This is a genomic window from Streptomyces sp. LN549, from assembly GCF_043203805.1.
In the GTDB taxonomy this organism is placed as follows: domain Bacteria; phylum Actinomycetota; class Actinomycetes; order Streptomycetales; family Streptomycetaceae; genus Streptomyces.
In genome coordinates, this window is sequence record NZ_JAZHRI010000002.1 from 1,062,128 (window position 1) to 1,079,424 (window position 17,297).

The window sequence follows — 17,297 nt, forward strand, 5'->3', positions numbered from 1 at the left end:
GGCGGATCACCCGGTGTGCCGCAGCGTGAGTCGCCCGACGAGTTCGGGCACCCTCTCGACGGGAGTCGACGCCAGTGGCACCACCGTGGCCCAGATCGCGGTGGAGGAAAGCACGAAGAACGGGCTGCCATCGGAGAGCGTGTCGCGGAACAGCTCGCCGGACGCGACCGCCACCCCCTTCCAGGGCGGGAGCTGGGCGGTGTGCTCCTTCGTGCGCCGCGAAAGCTCCAGCAGCCCCAGGCCGGGCACCTCCTTGATCAGCGTCGCGGGACGCGCGAAGGCGCTTCCGGCCGAGGGATCCGGCTGGAGGGTGAGCCCGTACTCGCTCTCCGCGATACGCACCGACCGGAGCAGCCCGAGCACCTCGGCCACGCCCATGCCGTACAGCCGGGTCACGAGTGAGTGGCGCTCGCCACGCCACACGACGAGCGACGGCCGCTCCACGAGCCCCGAGCGCGGCTCGCGCTCGACCGACCGGAAGATGCGCAGCGTGCCCTTCTGGAAGGTGAGCTCGGATTCGGGTGACCCGATGCCCAGGGAGGCGGCGACATCGTCCCCCAGAGAGGCCGGGCCGGCAGTGAATTCGACCAGCCGGCCACCGGCCAGGACCTCGACAGCCGAAGTGCACGGCGCCTGGAGGTCGATGTCGCCCTCCAAGTGGTACGTCCCACCATCGAGTGCGCGATGACTGACGAACGATGCGGCCATGTGCATCCTCCCGGGGGCGGGGGGTCTGATGTGACACCGCAGCCGCTGAGGAAACTAGACACAAGTCATGCCCCTGTCAATCTTTTGGGGTCGCCCAGAGCCGGATCAGCCACTGCGCGCGTCACGTTCCCCACCACTCATCCGGCGCTTGACCTGGGGCAGCGCTCCGCGGGAAGCGTTGGCGGTCCGTGTGACGGACTTGGACAGCCGGCGAACATTCGAACTGCTGGGGCTGCGGCGCCTCAGACGGCGGCCCGTGTGCCGGAGACTCCGGCCGCAGTGGTCGGCCGGCACGGCCCCGCATCGGGCGTCGCGTCCCCTCCACAGGCCCACCGAAGCAACGCACTATCCGAAGAAGCTCAACCGGACGTTGCGGTTGGCATTATCCCTGTTGGTGTCGACCAAGCACACCGACTGCCACGTCCCCAGCTCCAGTCGTCCCGCGATCACGGGCAACGTCGCGTGCGGCGGGACGAAGGCCGGGAGGACATGGTCGCGGCCGTGGCCCGGGCTGCCGTGGCGGTGCTGCCAGCGGTCGTCGGCCGGGAGCAGGGCGTGCAGGGCGGACAGGAGGTCGTCGTCGCTGCCCGCGCCGGTCTCCAGCACGGCGATGCCGGCGGTCGCGTGCGGGACGAAGATGTTGAGCAGGCCGTCGCGGCCCGGTGCCGTCCGGGTGAGGAACTGCTCGCAGTCGGACGTCAGGTCGGTGACGGTCTCCGTCGTGCCGGTGGTGATGTGCAGGACGCTGGTGGTGAAGGCGGAGGACATGGGTTCATTGTCCTGCCCGCCCCGCGGGATTGCTCGTCCATGTGCCGAGACACCGTTGACCGTCCTCCTGCCGGACACTAGGTTCGGCGCCATGTTCCGGTCAGCCCTGCTTACTTCGCGCGGTCACATCGACCTGCTGCGGGTGGCGTCCGCCGCGTGTTGTCGCTGCGGCTGCTGACGTTCTTTCGGCGCCTCGCCCCTCACTGACCGGCCGCAGCACCCTGCGTACCCGTTGCTCCTGATGGCGTAAGCGCCCTGCCGTCCCGGCTCCCCGGGCGTTCCCTTGTGGCCCGCGCATGCCCGGCCCGCGGGCCTGGGTACCGGGTACCGACTGCCTGGATTGCGGCCGGATGCGCCGCCCGGAGACTCACCTCCGATGTCGTCGTCCGTACCCCCGAAAGGCTGCTGCCATGGCGAGCGACCTTCATGGACCGGTGAGCATGCCGTCCCCCGCCTCAGCCGTTCCGCCGCACGACGCCGTACGCGTCGTGGGTCTCACCCGTTCGTTCGACGGACGTGACGTCATCGACGGGCTCGATCTCACTATGCGCGCCGGGGAGTTCACCGCAGTCCTCGGGCGCGGCGGCAGCGGCAAGTCGACACTGCTGCGGGTGCTCGCCGGTCTCGACCGGGAGATCCGGGGGACCGTCCTGGTGCCGAAGCGGCGGGCGCTCGCCCGCCGGGCGCCGCGGCCGACGCCGTGGAAGCGGGTCTGGCGCAATGCCATGGTCCACCTGGTGGGGTATCCCGAACGTGCCTTCGCGGAAAGGGTATTGACCGTCACGGGATTCACCGAGCGGTCTCGGGCCTGGTCCGGGCCGCTCTCCGGCGATGAGGCACAGCGCGTCTCGTTCGCGCAGGCGCTGGCCGCCGAGCCTGGTCTGCTGCTGCTCGACGAGCCGTTCGGCGCTCTTGACGCCCCCGCCGGGGCCATGGCGCAGCGGCTGGTGGCCGGGCTCCGGCACCGCCGCGGTGGAGCGGTTCTGCTCGCCACGCGCGATGTGGACGAGGCGCTGCTGCTCGCCGACCGTGCGCTCGTACTGCGGGACGGGGTGATCGCGTACGAGACGCCGGTCGCACTGGACCGTCCGCGCCGTCCGGGCACACCCGCGTTCGCGGCGCTGCGTGCGCGGCTGCTCGCCGAACTCGGTTCGGAGTCCGGCCCCCTGACAGCCCGGCCGGGGCCGAGCCCTCGATGCCCCTCGATGCCCCTTTGAACCCGCCCTCCCCGCCCGCTCGTACGGAAAGGCCTCCTCATGAACGTCCATCTGCACTGGTTCCTCCCCACCGGCGGCGACGGGCGCACGCTCGTCGACCGGCACGCCTACACCGACGGCGGGATCAAGCGGGAACGGATCACCCCGGTCAGCGGGGTTCGCGCCCCGGACATCGACTACCTGGTGCAGATCGCCAAGGCGGCGGAGCAACTGGGGTTCGAGGCGGTGCTGACGCCGACCGGCACCTGGTGCGAGGACGCCTGGCTGACGACGGTGGCGCTGTCCCAGCACACCGAGCGGCTGAAGTTCCTGGTGGCGTTCCGGCCCGGGGTGATCTCCCCGGTGCTCGCTGCGCAGATGGCCGCGACCTATCAGCGGATCACCCGGGGGCGGCTGCTGCTGAACGTGGTGACGGGCGGTGACTCGACGGAGCAGCGACGGTTCGGGGACCATCTGGACCATGACCGGCGCTACGCCAGGACCGCGGAGTTCCTGTCGGTGGTGCGGGGTGCCTGGAGCGGACGGCCTTTCGACTTCGACGGTGAGCACTACCAGGTGGAGGGCGGGCTGACGGCGCTGCCGCCGGACCCGCTGCCCGACATCTTCTTCGGTGGTTCGTCCGCCGCGGCGGGACCGGTCGCGGCCGCGCACGCCGACGTCTATCTGACGTGGGGCGAGCCGCCCGCGGACGTGAAGAGGAAGATCGACTGGATTCGGGAGCTGGCCGGGGAGCAGGGACGCACGGTCCGGTTCGGGATCCGGCTGCACGCCATCTCGAGGGACTCCTCGAAGGAGGCATGGGCGACGGCCGACCGGCTGCTCGGCGATCTCGACGCCGACACGGTCGCGGCCGCTCAGCAGGCACTGGGGCGGAGCGAGTCGGTGGGGCAGCAGCGCATGCTGGCGCTGCACGGCGGTTCGCGCGACAAGCTGGAGATCGCGCCGAACCTGTGGGCCGGGGTCGGACTGGTGCGCGGTGGCGCCGGGACCGCGCTGGTCGGCAGCCATGCCGAGGTCGCGGACCGGATCGAGGAGTACCACTCCCTGGGTGTGGAGCACTTCGTGCTGTCCGGGTACCCGCATCTGGAGGAGGCGTACTGGTTCGGCGAGGGTGTCACTCCGGAGCTGGCGGCCCGGGGGCTGCTGTCGACTGTCCCGGCGTCCCCGCTGCTGGGGGTGCCTGCGGTGAACGGCCGGCCGGCCTCCGCGCCGGGCGGGGCTCCGTTGTTGATCGGCGGGGGGCGCTGAGTTCCTCGGAGCCGGGGGACGGGGCCGGAGCCGGGGGCGGGGCCGGAGCCGGGGCCAGCTGCGGCGGATTCCTTCGAGAGCGGGTTGCCCGGTGACCGATTTCCTGGACAGCACAGCCGCGGGAAGATCCACGCCCCGCGCACGGTTGGTAGAAGCGTGAACAATGTCGGGCTGCACTCAGTGGATGTCGTCGTCATCGGTGCCGGACAGGCGGGCCTGTCCGGCGCCTACCATCTGCGTCGCAGCGGCCTGGAGCCGGACCGCGATTTCGTGGTCCTCGACCACGCCCCGCGCCCCGGCGGTGCCTGGCAGTTCCGTTGGCCCTCACTGACGTACGGCAAGGTGCACGGCATGCACGCCCTGCCCGGCATGGAGCTGACGGGCGCCGACGACGGCCGGCCCTCGTCCGAGGTGATCGGGGCGTACTTCGATACGTACGAACGCACCTTCGACCTGCGGGTGCACCGGCCCGTCGAGGTAAGCGCGGTACGTGAGGGTGAAGGCGGGCGGCTGCTCGTCGAGACGTCCGAGGGGGCGTATGCGACACGCGCTCTGATCAATGCCACGGGGACCTGGGACCGGCCGTTCTGGCCGCGCTACCCAGGCCAGGACACCTTCCGCGGGCGGCAGCTGCACACGGCGAACTATCCAGGGCCGGCCGAGTTCACCGGGCAGCGGGTGATCGTGGTGGGCGGTGGCGCCTCCGGCACCCAGCATCTGATGGAGATCGCCGAGGTGGCGGCGGACACGTACTGGGTGACGCGCCGGCCACCCGTGTTCCGGGAAGGTCCGTTCGGTGCGGACGAGGGGCGAGCCGCCGTGGCCATGGTGGAGGAGCGGGTGCGGCTCGGGCTGCCGCCGCAGAGCGTCGTGAGCGTCACCGGACTGCCGGTGACCGATGCCGTCCGACGGGCCCGCGAGTCGGGGGTGCTCGACCGGCTGCCCATGTTCGACCGGATCACACCGACCGGCGTGGCCTGGGACGACGGTCGCACCGTCGAGGCCGATGTCATCCTCTGGGCGACGGGCTTCCGGGCCGCCGTCGACCATCTCGCCCCGCTGAGACTTCGTGAGCCCGGTGGCGGGATCCGGGTCGAGGGGACGCAGGCCGTGCGCGACGAGCGTATCCATCTCGTCGGGTACGGGCCGTCGGCCAGTACCATCGGCGCGAACCGGGCCGGGCGCGCCGCCGTGCGGGCGATCGGCCGACTGTTGGAGCGGGCCGAGCCTGAACCTGCTGCGGACGGGGCGGTGTCCGTCTCCGCGTGAGTACTCCGGCTTGCTCGCAGTGTCCGCGCGAGGGCAGCGGCGTGCTCTCCGTGTCGGCTTGAGCGCTCCGCCGCGCCGCTCAGCCGCTGCCCGCGGTGCGGCGGTTGCGGTTGAACTCGGTCACGTTGCGCTGCTGTTCCGCATAGTCGTCGGTGAAACGGGTGTCGCCGGCTGCGACCGTGACGAAGTACAGCCAGGGGCCGGGAGTGGGGCTGATCGCCGCCACCATCGCCTGCTCTCCGGGGTTGCCGATGGGCGTGGGCGGCAGGCCCTTGCGTTCGTAGCTGTTGTACGGGCTGTCGATCTTCGTGTCGCCCGTGGTGGTGTCCAGCGTGCTGCGGTTCAGCGCGTAGTTGAGCGTGGAGTCCATCTGGAGCGGCATGTCGCGGTCGAGGCGGTTGTGGACGACCCGGGCTACCTTGCCCATGTCGGACGGGGTGTCCGCCTCGGCCTGGACGATGCTGGCGATGATCACCGTCTGGTAGACGGTGACGTTGTTGCGCTGGGCTCCGGCCGTGATGTGGTCCGCGCCGAAACGGCTCAGTGCGGTGTCGACCATGTAGCGCAGCAGGCTCTTCGGGGTGGTGCCTGAGGTGATCGGGTACGTCGCCGGGAAGAGGTAGCCCTCGGGATTGCCCTTCGCCTCGGCCGGAAGCGGCAGGTCCGCCGTCGCTACCGCCTTTTCCGTGGTTCCGGCGGGCTCGCCGAGGGACTTGTCTGCCGCCGCGTACACCTGCGAGGCCCGCCATCCCTCCGGGATGACCAGGGTGCGGGTCTGCTCGGTCTTCGGTTCTCTGGTCAGCAGTGGTACGAGTACGGCGGCGGCCACCGCGAGGACAACGACGGCGCCGATGAGCAGTACGAGACGGCCGCGCCCGGTCGGTCGGATGCCGCGGCCGGGCCTGCGGCCAGGCGGTACGTCCGGGGACTCGTTCACCATGCGGGCACGCTATCCCGCGCCGATCGTGCCGTCCGGTACCCCGTCCGCAACGACACGCGGCCCGCACCACCCGATGTGAACACACGAACAGGGGATCGGATGTTCGCTGGAACGCGTGATCGTCTCGGTATTCGTTGCTCGACTGCCGGGCGGCAACTGATGATTACAGGGCGCAAGCGACGTGCTGCAGACCGCGACTGCGCTGTCCCGGAGATTCACCATGCACAAGGAGAAACCCCCGATGAACCTGATCACCAACCTGCTGGCCGGCGTCGTCCACTTCGTGGGTTGGCTCATCTGACCATTGCTCCGCCCGGCGCCGTCGCTCCCCGTCCCACGAGGGCGGCGGCGCCGTCGCGTGCGCGCCGTGTCGTCCCGTCAGCCGTGGGCCGTGGGGCCCGCGAAGGGCGGCAGGGCCGCGAAGTCGGGGGCCACCGAGACGGCCTGGGCCAGTGCGTCGAGAGTGCGCCGGACCCTGGTCAGCGGGTGGTCGGGGAATTCCGCGTCCCACCGCGCATGGTCGGCGACGTGGAACGGAAGGCCGCCCTGGACGTCCGGGGCGTAGGGGTGGGGCCGGAAGTAGTCCTGGGGCCCGACCTTGGCGAGGACGACGGCTTCGCGCATCCCCGTCATGCCCTGTTCCAGCGCCTGGATCTTCACCACGGTGCTGCACCCGGCGCGCGGCACCGTGAAGCTGCCGATGAACGCCTGGCCGCTCGGCCGGTCCGGCAGCGGCAGTTTGAGTATCTGACGCAGGGCCGGCAACTCCCCCATCCTCTTCACGGAGGCCTCGATGAGTCCGCCGCCCGCCCCCGCCGTGTGGTGGGTGAGCGCGTTGCGCAGGGCCGGGCCGTCGTCGAGTGCGGCCGGCAGGTCGGGGGGCAGGGCGAAGAAGTGCAGCGACAGCACGTCGTCGTGTTCGTTCGCCCAGGCGTCGTCGGCGACGGGTCGGTATCCGGGGAGTTCGACCCCGAGGAGAGCTCTCATGGCCGGGGATCATGCCGTACCACCGCCCGGCCCGACGCCCCGGGGCATCCGCTGCGCGGGCCCGGGGCCGGTCAGCCGGCCACGGGAGCGAGCCGGGTGTCGTCCCTGCGGACCAGGGCTGCGTACCGCCCGTCCTGCTGGAGCAGTTCCTCATGGCTGCCGCGCTCCACGGTGCGGCCACCGTCGAGGACGACGATCTGGTCTGCATCGCGCACGGTGGAGAGCCGGTGGGCGATGGTGATCGTGGTGCGCCCGGCGGAGAGCGCGTCGATCGCCTCCTGCACGGCGAATTCGGTACGGGTGTCGAGGGCGCTCGTCGCCTCGTCGAGGATCAGCACCGGCGGGTCGCGCAGGATCGTGCGAGCAATGGCCAGGCGCTGTTTCTCGCCTCCCGAGAAGCGGTAGCCGCGCTCACCGACGAGGGTGTCGTACCCGTCGGGCAGCGAGGCGATGTGGTCGTGGATCTGTGCGGCGCGGGCCGCCGCCTCGATCTCCTCGTCGGTCGCCTCCGGCTTGGCGAAACGCAGGTTCTCGGCGACCGAGGCATGGAAGAGGTACGTCTCCTGGGAGACCACGCCGACCGCCCTGGCGAGGGTGTCGAAGTCCAGCTCGCGCACGTCCACCCCGTCGAGGGTGACCCGGCCGCCCGTGACGTCGTACAGCCTCGGCACCAGGTAGCTGAGGGTGGACTTGCCGGAGCCGGTGGGGCCGACGACGGCCAGGCTGGCACCGGCGGGCACCGTCACGTCGACGCCGCTGAGGGTCGGGCCGCTCTTCTCGTCGTAGCTGAAGTCGACGTTCTCGAAGCGGATCTCGCCGCGGATCTTGTCCAGACGTACCGGCTTCTCCGGCTCGGTGATGTCCACCGTGAGGTCGAGGTATTCGAAGATCCGCTGGAAGAGTGCGAGGGACGTCTGCATCTGCACCCCGGTGGAGAGCAGGCTCACGGCGGGCCGGAAGAGGCCCTGCTGGAGCGAGACGAATGCCACCAGCGTGCCGATCGAGACGTCCGGACCACCGGACTGCAGGGCGATGCCCGCGGCCCAGTAGATGACGGCCGGCATGGCGGCCATCACGATGCCGATCGTCGACATCCGCCAGCGTCCGGCCATGCTGGAGCGCACTTCGAGGTCGACCAGCCGCTCGGACTCCTCGGCGAAACCCTTGGTGAGCGAGTCCGAGCGGCCCATGGTGCGGCCGAGCAGGATGCCGCTGACGGAGAGCGATTCGGTGACCGTGGCCGCCATGGCGGCCATCTGTTTCTGGCGCTGGGTGGTGATCTTCTTCCGCTCGCGGCCGACCCTGCGGCTGATCCATACGAAGACCGGCAGCAGGAGCAGCGAGACGACGGTGAGCCGCCAGTCGAGCGCGAGCATGGCCACGACCGTGGCGATGACCGCGGTGAGGTTGGAGACCAGCGAGGTCGCCGTCGAGGTGACGGTGGCCTGCATGCCGCCGATGTCGTTGGCGATCCGGGACTGGACCTCGCCCGTGCGGGTCTTGGTGAAGAAGGCGAGCGGCATCCGCTGGAGCTGGGTGTAGACGGCGGTGCGCAGGTCGTGCATGACCCGCTGGCCGACGGTGGTGGAGATGAGGGTCTGCAGCACGCCGAAGACGCTGTTCATGACCGCGGTGAGGATCATGCCGAGGGCGAGCAGCGAGAGCAGCCCGGTCCGTCCCTGCGGGATGGCGGTGTCCAGGATCTCGCGCAGCAGGAACGGAGAGGCGACCGACACCAGCGACGAGGCGCCGACGAGCAGTCCGACCACCGCGAGGCGGCCGCGGTAGGGATGGAAGAGGCGGAGGATGCGGCGCAGCTCGGCGGGCGGCTGGGCGGCGTCCCGGGGCGGGGGTGTCCACGTGGGTCCGTCGGGTTTCATGGGCTCCTTCGTCAGGCGCGCGGCTACGGGGGGCGGGCGCGGGCGCCTGTGACGGCATGCGCGTCCACGACGTGGCAGGGCGGCGGGGTGGCCGCGCTGCGGGCCCGGAGCTCGGACGTCGCAGCCCCTGGCAGTCGAACAGATGAGAGCATAGCTCATTGTTACCTATGCTCACAATGAACAAGGTCCTGATATTGTTCCCGGTATGGATTCCCCCGACCCTGACGGCGTGCTCGCCGAACAGCTGCTGCGGCTGACGCGCAGACTTCAGCGCATTCAGAGCCGTCAGCTGGAGCCGATCGGCATCACCCCCGCGCAGTTCCGGCTGCTGCGCACCGTCGCGCACTGCGACGGTCCCCCCCGGATGGCGGATCTCGCACAGCGTCTCGATGTCGTCCCCCGCGCCGTGACCACGCTGGTCGACGGGCTGGAGGCCAGCGGCCGGGTGCGCCGGATCCCCGATCCGGAAAGCCGCCGGGTGGTCCGGATCGAGATCACGGAGGAGGGCATCGCCACGCTCCGGTCGCTGCGCAACGCGCGCCGGGCGGCCGCAGAGGAGATCCTGGCTCCATTGACCACCGATCAGCGCGAGGTGCTCGGCGGGCTGATGACCGCTCTGGTCGACGGAATGCCGGAGCGCCGCCGCTGCTGACCGGGTGCCGAGCACCGAGCCGAGCCGCCGAGGGGATATCGACATGCCGCTGCTGGAGCCGAATCCGGATGCCCTGCGCCCCGGCACGGTGCGGGCCCCCTCCCACGACCGGGTTGCCGACGGCCGGGCGCCGGGCACGCCCGAACCGTTGCGGGGCGACCTGACCGCTCTGCTGGGCCCGCAGAAGGTGCTCTGGAAGATCTCCGACCTCGTGCGGTACGCCTCCGACGCCAGTCCGTACCGGTTCGTTCCCCAGGTCGTCGTCGTTCCGGAGGACATCGACGACATCTCCGCGATCCTGTCGTACGCCCACGGCAAGGGCCGCAACGTCGTCTTCCGGGCCGCGGGTACCAGCTTGAACGGCCAGGCGCAGGGCGAGGACATTCTCGTCGACGTACGCCATCACTGGGCGGGCATCGAGGTCCTGGACGACGGCGCGCAGGCCCGGATCCGTCCGGGGACGACGGTCATGAGGGCCAACGCCACCCTCGCCCGGCACGGACGGCTGCTGGGGCCGGACCCGGCGAGCGCGATCGCCTGCACGATCGGCGGGGTCGTCGCCAACAACGCCTCCGGAATGACCGCCGGCACGACCCGCAATTCCTACCGGACCGTCTCCTCCCTCACCTTCGTGCTGCCCAGCGGCACGGTGGTGGACACCGGCGATCCCGCGGCGGACGAGGACCTGGCGCACGCGGAGCCGCGGCTCTGTGCGGGGCTGCTCGCCCTGAAGGCGGAGATCGAGGCCGATGCCGCGCTCACCGCCCGGATCCGGGCCAAGTACGAGATCAAGAACACCAACGGCTACCGGCTCGACGCCTTCCTGGACGGTTCCACACCGGTGGAGATCTTGCGCGGCCTCATGGTCGGCTCGGAGGGGACCTTCGGTTTCATCTCCGAGGTCGTCTTCGACACGCTGCCGTTGGACCGCCGGGTCTCCACCGCGCTGCTCTTCTTCCCCTCGCTGACGGCGGCTGCGGCAGCCGTCCCGCTGTTCAACGAAGCGGGCGCCATCGCCGTGGAGCTGATGGACGGGAACACCCTGCGCGCCTCGGTCAGTGTCAAGGGGGTGCCCGCCGACTGGGCGGGCCTGCCGAAGGAGACCGCGGCCCTGCTGGTGGAGTTCCGAGCCCCGGACGAGCCGGGCCAGGAGGCGTACGAGGAGGCGGCGGCCGGGGTCGTGCGGCAGCTGGAGCTGGTCCGGCCCGTCACGTCGGTGACCAACGAGTTCACCCGGGACGCCCGGACGATCTCCGGCTACTGGAAGGCCCGCAAGGCCTTCGTCACCGCGGTCGGCGGCTCCCGGCCGTCCGGTACGACGCTGATCACGGAGGACTTCGCGGTCCCGCCCTCCCGGCTGGCCGACGCCTGTGAGGCACTGCTGGGGCTCCAGGCCGAGCACGGGTTCGATGCCGCCGTCGCGGGCCACGCGGCCCACGGCAATCTGCACTTCCTGCTGGCGTTCGACGCGGCGCAGCAGTCCGACGTCGACCGGTACGCCGCGTTCATGGCGGACTTCTGCCGGCTCACCGTGGAGCGGTTCGACGGATCGCTCAAGGCGGAGCACGCCACAGGCCGCAACATCGCCCCCTTCCTGGAGCTGGAGTGGGGCCCCCGGGCAACCGAGCTGATGTGGCGCACGAAGCAGGTCATCGACCCCGACGGGGTGCTGGCGCCCCGGATCGTCCTGGACCGCGACCCGAAGGCCCATCTGCGCGGGCTGAAGACCATTCCCGAGGTCGAGGCGGTCGCCGACCCCTGCATCGAGTGCGGCTTCTGCGAACCGACCTGCCCCAGCCACGACCTGACCACCTCACCGCGTCAGCGCATCGTGCTGCGCCGGGAGATGATGCGGCAGCCGGACGGTTCACCGGTGGAGGCGGGGCTGCTCGACGCGTACGGCTACGACGCCGTCGACACCTGCGCGGGCGACTCCACGTGCAAGCTCGCCTGCCCCGTCGGCATCGACACGGGCGCCATGATGAAGGACTTCCGCCACCGGCGGCACTCCCCGCGCGAGGAGCGGATCGCCGCGCTCACCGCGAAGGGCTTCCGCGCCGTGGAGGCGGCGGCCCGGCTGGCGGTCGCCGCGGCCAACCGGATCGACGACCGGCTCCTCGAAGGCGTCACCGGTCTCGCCCGCAAGGCCGTTCGCCCCGACCTGGTGCCCGAATGGCTGCCGGAGATCCCCGGCGCGGCCGCCCGGAAGCTGCCCCGTACCTCCCGGGTGGGAGCGAGCGCGGTCTACTACCCGGCCTGCGTCAACCGCATCTTCGGCGGCCCCAAGGGGCATCGCGGCCCGTCGCTCCCGCAGGCCGTCGTCCTCGTCTCGGCCCGTGCCGGGAAACCCGTCTGGATCCCGGAGGATGTCGCGGGCACCTGCTGCGCGACGATCTGGCACTCCAAGGGCTACGACTCCGGAAACGCCGTGATGGCCAACAGGATCGTCGAGGCCGCCTGGGGCTGGACCGCCGGCGGAAAGCTGCCCCTGGTCGTCGACGCCTCCTCGTGCACACTCGGCATCGCCCACGAGGTGGTGCCGTATCTGACCGAGGACAACCGGGAGTTGCACCGTGAGCTGACGGTGGTCGACTCACTGGTCTGGGCGGCCGACGAGCTCCTGCCGGAACTGACGGTGCTGAGGAAGACCGGTTCCGCGGTTCTGCACCCGACGTGCTCGATGGAACATCTCGACGATGTCGGCCAGTTGCGGACGGTCGCGGAGGCCTGCGCGGAGGAGGTCGTGATCCCGGACGACGCCGCGTGCTGCGGCTTCGCGGGCGACCGCGGCATGCTGCACAAGGAGCTGACGGCCTCGGCTACGGCGAAGGAGGCCGCTGAGGTGAACACCCGGGAGTACGAGACGTATCTGTGCGCGAACCGGATGTGTGAGATCGGGATGGACCGGGCGACGGGGCGTTCGTACCACTCGGCGCTGATGGAGCTGGAGCGGGCGACCCGCCCCGGGCCCACATAGGTCCCGTACGGGGCTCTCAGGCCTTGAGGCCGGCGCGGTCGCCCATCACCACGACCGGGTTCTGCTTCGGGTCCAGGGTGCGCAGCAGCTTCACCATGGCCGCCTTCGGCAGGCTCACGCAGGCCGATGTGCCGCTGCCGTGGTCCATGTGGAGCCAGATGCTGCCGCCCTTCGACTGACCTTCCGGGCGCGTCGGGTCGTTGGGGGCGGTGCCTTTGACGCGGTTGTAGTCGATGGCGATGACGTAGTCGAAGTCGTGCCAGTAGGGCTTGGCCCAGTACCTGGGGGCCTGGATGGCGGCCGACTCGCTGTACGGGAGCAGGGCGCCCGGGTCGGGCAGTGCGCCGCCCGCGTCGGTGAGCGTGAAGACGCCGACCGGGGAGCGCTTGTCGTCCTCGCGGTGGTCGGCGGTCCAGCCCTTGCGGCCGTTGTGGGCCTTCCAGCCGGCGATCTTGTCCCAGGTGGATCCGGTCCGGGTGTACAGCACGACCGTGGAGTCCGCGGAGTTCCTGCCCGCGCCGTACACGGCGACGACCTGGCGGGAGTCTTCCGGGATCTGCGACTGCAGCCGGTCGCCCACGTCCGGGATGCGCTTCAGGTCGGTGGTCTGCGCCTTCTCCTTGTCCTTCTGTGCATCGGCCGACGGCGTGTCCGCCTTCTTCGGGTCCTGTCCGTCGCCGCACGACGTGAGGGTCGTGAGCAGGACAGCGCAGGCGGCCGCCGGGGCCACCACTCGTACCGCACCGGCTATACGCATCCGTCCATGCTCGCACCACCCGACGCCGGGGGCCGTCCCCGCCTGCGGAGTGCGGCGAATGCGTGCCCAATCTTTACTCCGTGGACCGGCCCGGCACACACCGGCACTCACGGGGCCCTGCGCGTAAAAGGGTTTGCCTCGGCCCCTGCGGGGAGCGAGGCTTGGACGGTTTGGTCCCCCCACACGCTCCCTCCACGTGTTTCTGGAGATCCCCCGCGGATCTCAGCTCCTTCCGATCTTTGGGACGTCATGCAAATTCGCGATCTTCCGTACTCGGATCCCGGCGATCCCGATGTCCGGTCGGGCCCTCGCTTCCTGCTCTGGCTCGGCCGCAACCAGATCCGCGGACAGCTCAAGTCCATGTCCTGGGGGCTGCTGCACCAGTGCTCCCTCGCAGGTCTGCCGCTCACTGTGGGATTCGCGGTCCAGTCGGTCGTCGACCGGTCCGGCGGACGGCTGGCGCTGGCCGGCGGCATGATCGCGGTTCTCGGCGTGCTGATCGCGGTGGGCGACACCATGCTCCACCGGACGGCTGTCACCAACTGGATCACCGCCGCCGCCCGGGTCCAGCAGCTGCTGGCCCGCAAGACGGCGGAGCTCGGCTCGGCGCTGACCCGCCGGGTGGCCGCGGGCGAGGTCGTCGCGGTGTCCACCGGCGACGTGGAGAAGATCGGCTGGTTCGTCGAGGCGCTCTCCCGTTTCGCCGCCGCCGCGGCGGCCCTCGTCATCATCTGTGTCGGGCTCGTCCTCTATCTGCCCTCGCTGGGTGTGCTCGTGGCGCTCTCCATGCCGTTGCTCGCCCTGGCCGTTCTGCCGCTGCTCCCCCGGGCCACCCGGCGCGCCGATGTCCAGCGCGAGAAAGCGGGCAAGGCCACCGAGCTGGCTTCCGACACGGTGGCGGGGCTGCGTGTACTGCGCGGCATCGGCGGCGAGGAGCTGTTCCTCGGCCGCTACCGGCGAGCCTCGCAGGAGGTCCGCAAGGCGGCCGTGCGCAGTGCGCGGATGTGGTCGCTGATCTCGGCGATCCAGGTGCTGCTGCCGGGCGTGCTGCTGATCTCCCTGGTCACCTACGGGGCCACGCTGGCCCGGGACGGGAAGATCGACGTCGGTCAGCTCGTGACGGTGTACAGCGCGGCGACGCTGATGCTGTTCCCGTTGCGGCACTTCGAGGAGATCGCCATGGCGTACTCCTTCTCCCGGCCCTCCGCGCAGCGCGCGGTCCGGGTGCTTTCGCTGAGCCGGGTCGCGCGGCCGTCCACGGTCGACGCCGCTCCGACCGGTGACCTGTACGACCCGGCCACCGGTCTGATGGCTCCGGAGGGCCTGTTCACCGCGGTGGTGTGCGGCGATCCGGACGAGGCGGGCCGGCTCGCCGACCGGCTCGGCGGCCATGCCCAGCCCGTCGTGGCGCAGGAGGGCGAGACCGAGGACGCCGCCGCACCCGGGCTGCCGTCGGTGCTGCTCGGGGGCGTACCTCTGGACGAGCTGGAGCTGGACGCCGCCCGGACCGCCGTCCTGGTCCAGGACAAGGACCCGGTGCTGCTCTCCGGCACGCTGCGCGAACTGCTGGACGTGCCGTCGTCCGGTCGGGTGGCCGCCACCGACGCGCTGGCGGCCGCGCAGTGCGGCGACGTCCTGGACGCGCTCGCCCAGGCGTCCGTCGACACCGACGGCGACCCCATGAACACCCGGATCACCGAACGCGGCCGGTCGCTCTCCGGCGGCCAGCGTCAGCGGCTCGCCCTGGCGCGCTCGCTGGTGACCGACCCGGAGGCCCTGGTGCTCGACGAGCCGACGTCCGCCGTCGACTCGCACACCGAGGCGCGGGTCGCCGAAGGCATCAAGGCGCTGCGCCAGGACCGTACGACGGTGGCCTTCGCCTCGTCACCGCTGCTGCTCGACCTGGCGGACCGGGTGGCGCTCGTCCACGACGGCACCGTGGTGGCCGTCGGCACCCACCGTGAGCTGCTGCGCGACGAACCGCGCTACCGGGCGGTCGTCACCCGTGAGACCGACGACGAGATCGTGGCCGCGTCCGTGCCGGACCACGCCGAAGACATCAACACGATCGACACGATCGAGGAAATCGAGGAGAGGGCATGATCGGCGTCGCACCACCGGCGTACGACCCGGCCGCCCCGGAGTCGGCGACGACCCTGCCGGTCGGCACCCCCACGACCGTACGCACCTACGTCCGTGAGCTGATGCGGCGCCACCGGCGGCCGTTCATCGTGGTCACGGCGCTCAACTCCGTCGCGGTGATCTCGTCGATCGTGGGCCCTTATCTGCTGGGCGGACTGGTCGAGGACCTGTCCAACGGGGTCACCGACCTCCATCTGGAGCGCACCGCCGCGGTGTTCGCGCTGGCGCTGGCCATCCAGACCGTGGTCACCAGAATGATGCGGCTGCGCAGCGCCATGCTGGGCGAGGAGATGCTGGCGGATCTGCGCGAGGACTTCCTCGTGCGGTCGGTGCGGCTGCCGCCGGGTGTGCTGGAGCGGGCCGGGACGGGAGACCTGCTGTCCCGGATCACCACGGACATCGACCGGCTCGCCAACGCCATGCGCGAGGCGGTGCCGCAGCTGGCCATCGGTGTGGTGTGGGCAGGGCTGCTGCTGGCCGCGCTCGCCGTCACCGCTCCCCCGCTGGCGCTCTCGGTGCTCATCGCCCTGCCGGTGCTGATCATCGGCTGTCGCTGGTACTTCCGCCGGGCGCCGTCGGCGTACCGGTCGGAGGCCGCCGGCTACGCGGCGGTCGCGGCGATGCTCGCGGAGACGGTCGACGCCGGACGGACCGTGGAGGCGCACCGGCTGGGCGCGCGCCGGGTCTCCTTGTCGGACCGGCGGATCAAGGAGTGGACGGCCTGGGAGCGGTACACGCTGTTCCTGCGGTCCGTGCTCTTCCCCGTCATCAACGCCACGTACGTGACGATTCTCGGCGCGGTCCTCATGCTCGGCGGCTGGTTCGTCATCGAGGGCTGGCTCACCGTCGGTCAGCTGACGACCGGCGCGCTGCTCGCGCAGATGATGGTCGACCCGATCGGCCTGATCCTGCGCTGGTACGACGAGTTGCAGGTCGCTCAGGTGTCGCTGGCCCGCCTCGTGGGGGTCCGGGAGATCGAACCGGACGCGGGTGACGACGGCGTGGCCCCGGACGGCCGTGAAGTGCGGGCCGACGAGGTGCACTTCGGCTACCGCGCCGGTCTCGACGTGCTGCACAAGGTGTCGCTGGACGTCGCTCCCGGTACGCGGCTCGCGCTGGTGGGACCGTCCGGTGCGGGCAAGTCGACGCTGGGCCGTTTGCTGGCCGGGATCTACGCCCCGAGGACCGGAGAAGTCACGCTGGGCGGTGCCCAGTTGTCGCAGATGACGGCGGAGCGCGTCCGCACGCACGTGGCTCTGGTCAACCAGGAGCACCATGTGTTCGTCGGGTCGCTGCGGGACAACCTGCTGCTGGCCCGTACCGGCGCCGAGGACGCGGAGCTGTGGGCCTCGCTGGCCGCGGTCGACGCGGACGGATGGGCGAGGGCGCTCGACGAGGGGCTGGACTCCGAGGTCGGCTCGGGCAGTCTGGCGCTCACCCCGGCGCAGGCGCAGCAGATCGCGCTGGCCCGGCTGGTGCTGGCCGATCCGCACACGCTGGTGCTGGACGAGGCGACCTCGCTGCTCGACCCGCGTGCGGCCCGTCATCTGGAGCGGTCGCTGGCCCGGGTGCTCGACGGACGTACGGTCGTGGCGATCGCCCACCGGCTGCACACGGCGCACGACGCGGACGTGATCGCCGTCGTCGAGCAGGGCCGGATCAGCGAGCTGGGCAGCCATGACGAGCTGGTGGCGGCGGACGGCGCGTATGCGGCGCTGTGGCGGTCCTGGCACGGCTGACCCGGACGGGCCC

The 17,297-nt window shown here is 71.1% G+C and carries 13 protein-coding genes; 7 read left to right on the top strand and 6 right to left on the bottom strand.

All coding sequences use genetic code 11. The features are described 5' to 3' along the window. Positions 1 to 6: 6 nt before the first annotated feature. Entirely contained in the window at positions 7 to 708 is a 702-nt protein-coding gene (locus tag SH922_RS04670) for a hypothetical protein (RefSeq protein WP_393054966.1), read from the bottom strand. Positions 709 to 1,053: 345 nt separating this feature from the next. Continuing rightward, the gene (locus SH922_RS04675) at positions 1,054 to 1,476 is read right to left on the bottom strand and encodes a YjbQ family protein (protein WP_393054968.1); all 423 of its coding nucleotides are present in this window, start codon (positions 1,474 to 1,476) and stop codon (positions 1,054 to 1,056) included. A gap of 440 nt (positions 1,477 to 1,916) precedes the next feature. Here SH922_RS04675 and SH922_RS04680 point away from each other — a divergent pair, with 440 nt between their 5' ends. The 3 genes from SH922_RS04680 to SH922_RS04690 all read left to right on the top strand — a co-directional run bounded on the left by SH922_RS04680 (position 1,917) and on the right by SH922_RS04690 (position 5,210). Continuing rightward, positions 1,917 to 2,693 carry an ATP-binding cassette domain-containing protein gene (locus tag SH922_RS04680; RefSeq protein ID WP_393054970.1) on the top strand — a complete coding sequence of 259 codons (777 nt, stop codon included), beginning with the start codon at positions 1,917 to 1,919 and terminating at the stop codon, positions 2,691 to 2,693. A gap of 39 nt (positions 2,694 to 2,732) precedes the next feature. Beyond that, positions 2,733 to 3,941 carry an LLM class flavin-dependent oxidoreductase gene (locus SH922_RS04685; protein WP_393054972.1) on the top strand — a complete coding sequence of 403 codons (1,209 nt, stop codon included), beginning with the start codon at positions 2,733 to 2,735 and terminating at the stop codon, positions 3,939 to 3,941. Between the two features lie 171 nt (positions 3,942 to 4,112). Beyond that, the gene (locus SH922_RS04690; protein ID WP_393063466.1) at positions 4,113 to 5,210 is read left to right on the top strand and encodes an NAD(P)-binding domain-containing protein; all 1,098 of its coding nucleotides are present in this window, start codon (positions 4,113 to 4,115) and stop codon (positions 5,208 to 5,210) included. Positions 5,211 to 5,289: 79 nt separating this feature from the next. On the opposite strand, the gene mltG is transcribed toward SH922_RS04690, so the two are convergent. The 3 genes from mltG to SH922_RS04705 form a co-directional block, all read right to left on the bottom strand. Next, entirely contained in the window at positions 5,290 to 6,150 is an 861-nt protein-coding gene (gene mltG, locus SH922_RS04695) for an endolytic transglycosylase MltG (RefSeq protein WP_393054974.1), read from the bottom strand. Positions 6,151 to 6,528: 378 nt separating this feature from the next. Then, positions 6,529 to 7,137: a hypothetical protein gene (locus SH922_RS04700; protein ID WP_393054976.1), complete on the bottom strand. Its 609-nt coding sequence runs from the start codon at positions 7,135 to 7,137 to the stop codon at positions 6,529 to 6,531. A gap of 71 nt (positions 7,138 to 7,208) precedes the next feature. Beyond that, complete coding sequence (locus SH922_RS04705; RefSeq protein ID WP_393054978.1) at positions 7,209 to 9,017, bottom strand: ABC transporter ATP-binding protein; 1,809 nt, start codon at positions 9,015 to 9,017, stop codon at positions 7,209 to 7,211. 205 nt (positions 9,018 to 9,222) lie between these two features. Between SH922_RS04705 and SH922_RS04710 the strand changes: the two genes are divergently transcribed. Together SH922_RS04710 and SH922_RS04715 are read left to right on the top strand one after the other, a co-directional pair. Then, positions 9,223 to 9,669 carry a MarR family winged helix-turn-helix transcriptional regulator gene (locus SH922_RS04710; protein ID WP_393054980.1) on the top strand — a complete coding sequence of 149 codons (447 nt, stop codon included), beginning with the start codon at positions 9,223 to 9,225 and terminating at the stop codon, positions 9,667 to 9,669. Between the two features lie 43 nt (positions 9,670 to 9,712). Continuing rightward, complete coding sequence (locus SH922_RS04715; protein ID WP_393054982.1) at positions 9,713 to 12,646, top strand: FAD-binding and (Fe-S)-binding domain-containing protein; 2,934 nt, start codon at positions 9,713 to 9,715, stop codon at positions 12,644 to 12,646. A gap of 16 nt (positions 12,647 to 12,662) precedes the next feature. Here the strand turns inward: SH922_RS04715 and SH922_RS04720 are convergent, their stop codons facing one another. After that, the gene (locus SH922_RS04720; protein ID WP_393054984.1) at positions 12,663 to 13,403 is read right to left on the bottom strand and encodes a L,D-transpeptidase family protein; all 741 of its coding nucleotides are present in this window, start codon (positions 13,401 to 13,403) and stop codon (positions 12,663 to 12,665) included. A gap of 249 nt (positions 13,404 to 13,652) precedes the next feature. Here SH922_RS04720 and SH922_RS04725 point away from each other — a divergent pair, with 249 nt between their 5' ends. Together SH922_RS04725 and SH922_RS04730 are read left to right on the top strand one after the other, a co-directional pair. Beyond that, positions 13,653 to 15,506: an ABC transporter transmembrane domain-containing protein gene (locus SH922_RS04725; RefSeq protein ID WP_393054986.1), complete on the top strand. Its 1,854-nt coding sequence runs from the start codon at positions 13,653 to 13,655 to the stop codon at positions 15,504 to 15,506. Further along, complete coding sequence (locus SH922_RS04730) at positions 15,503 to 17,284, top strand: ABC transporter ATP-binding protein (RefSeq protein ID WP_393054988.1); 1,782 nt, start codon at positions 15,503 to 15,505, stop codon at positions 17,282 to 17,284. Before SH922_RS04725 ends, SH922_RS04730 begins: the two co-directional genes overlap by 4 nt. The last annotated feature ends 13 nt before the right edge of the window (positions 17,285 to 17,297 follow it).

Excerpts from the sequence above, each read along its gene's own strand:
- SH922_RS04670 (WP_393054966.1), bottom strand. The coding sequence starts at position 708 with ATGGCCGCATCGTTCGTCAGTCATCGCGCACTCGATGGTGGGACGTAC.
- SH922_RS04675 (WP_393054968.1), bottom strand. The coding sequence starts at position 1,476 with ATGTCCTCCGCCTTCACCACCAGCGTCCTGCACATCACCACCGGCACG.
- SH922_RS04680 (WP_393054970.1), top strand. The coding sequence starts at position 1,917 with ATGCCGTCCCCCGCCTCAGCCGTTCCGCCGCACGACGCCGTACGCGTC.
- SH922_RS04685 (WP_393054972.1), top strand. The coding sequence starts at position 2,733 with ATGAACGTCCATCTGCACTGGTTCCTCCCCACCGGCGGCGACGGGCGC.
- mltG (WP_393054974.1), bottom strand. The coding sequence starts at position 6,150 with ATGGTGAACGAGTCCCCGGACGTACCGCCTGGCCGCAGGCCCGGCCGC.
- SH922_RS04700 (WP_393054976.1), bottom strand. The coding sequence starts at position 7,137 with ATGAGAGCTCTCCTCGGGGTCGAACTCCCCGGATACCGACCCGTCGCC.
- SH922_RS04705 (WP_393054978.1), bottom strand. The coding sequence starts at position 9,017 with ATGAAACCCGACGGACCCACGTGGACACCCCCGCCCCGGGACGCCGCC.
- SH922_RS04710 (WP_393054980.1), top strand. The coding sequence starts at position 9,223 with ATGGATTCCCCCGACCCTGACGGCGTGCTCGCCGAACAGCTGCTGCGG.
- SH922_RS04715 (WP_393054982.1), top strand. The coding sequence starts at position 9,713 with ATGCCGCTGCTGGAGCCGAATCCGGATGCCCTGCGCCCCGGCACGGTG.
- SH922_RS04720 (WP_393054984.1), bottom strand. The coding sequence starts at position 13,403 with ATGCGTATAGCCGGTGCGGTACGAGTGGTGGCCCCGGCGGCCGCCTGC.
- SH922_RS04725 (WP_393054986.1), top strand. The coding sequence starts at position 13,653 with ATGCAAATTCGCGATCTTCCGTACTCGGATCCCGGCGATCCCGATGTC.
- SH922_RS04730 (WP_393054988.1), top strand. The coding sequence starts at position 15,503 with ATGATCGGCGTCGCACCACCGGCGTACGACCCGGCCGCCCCGGAGTCG.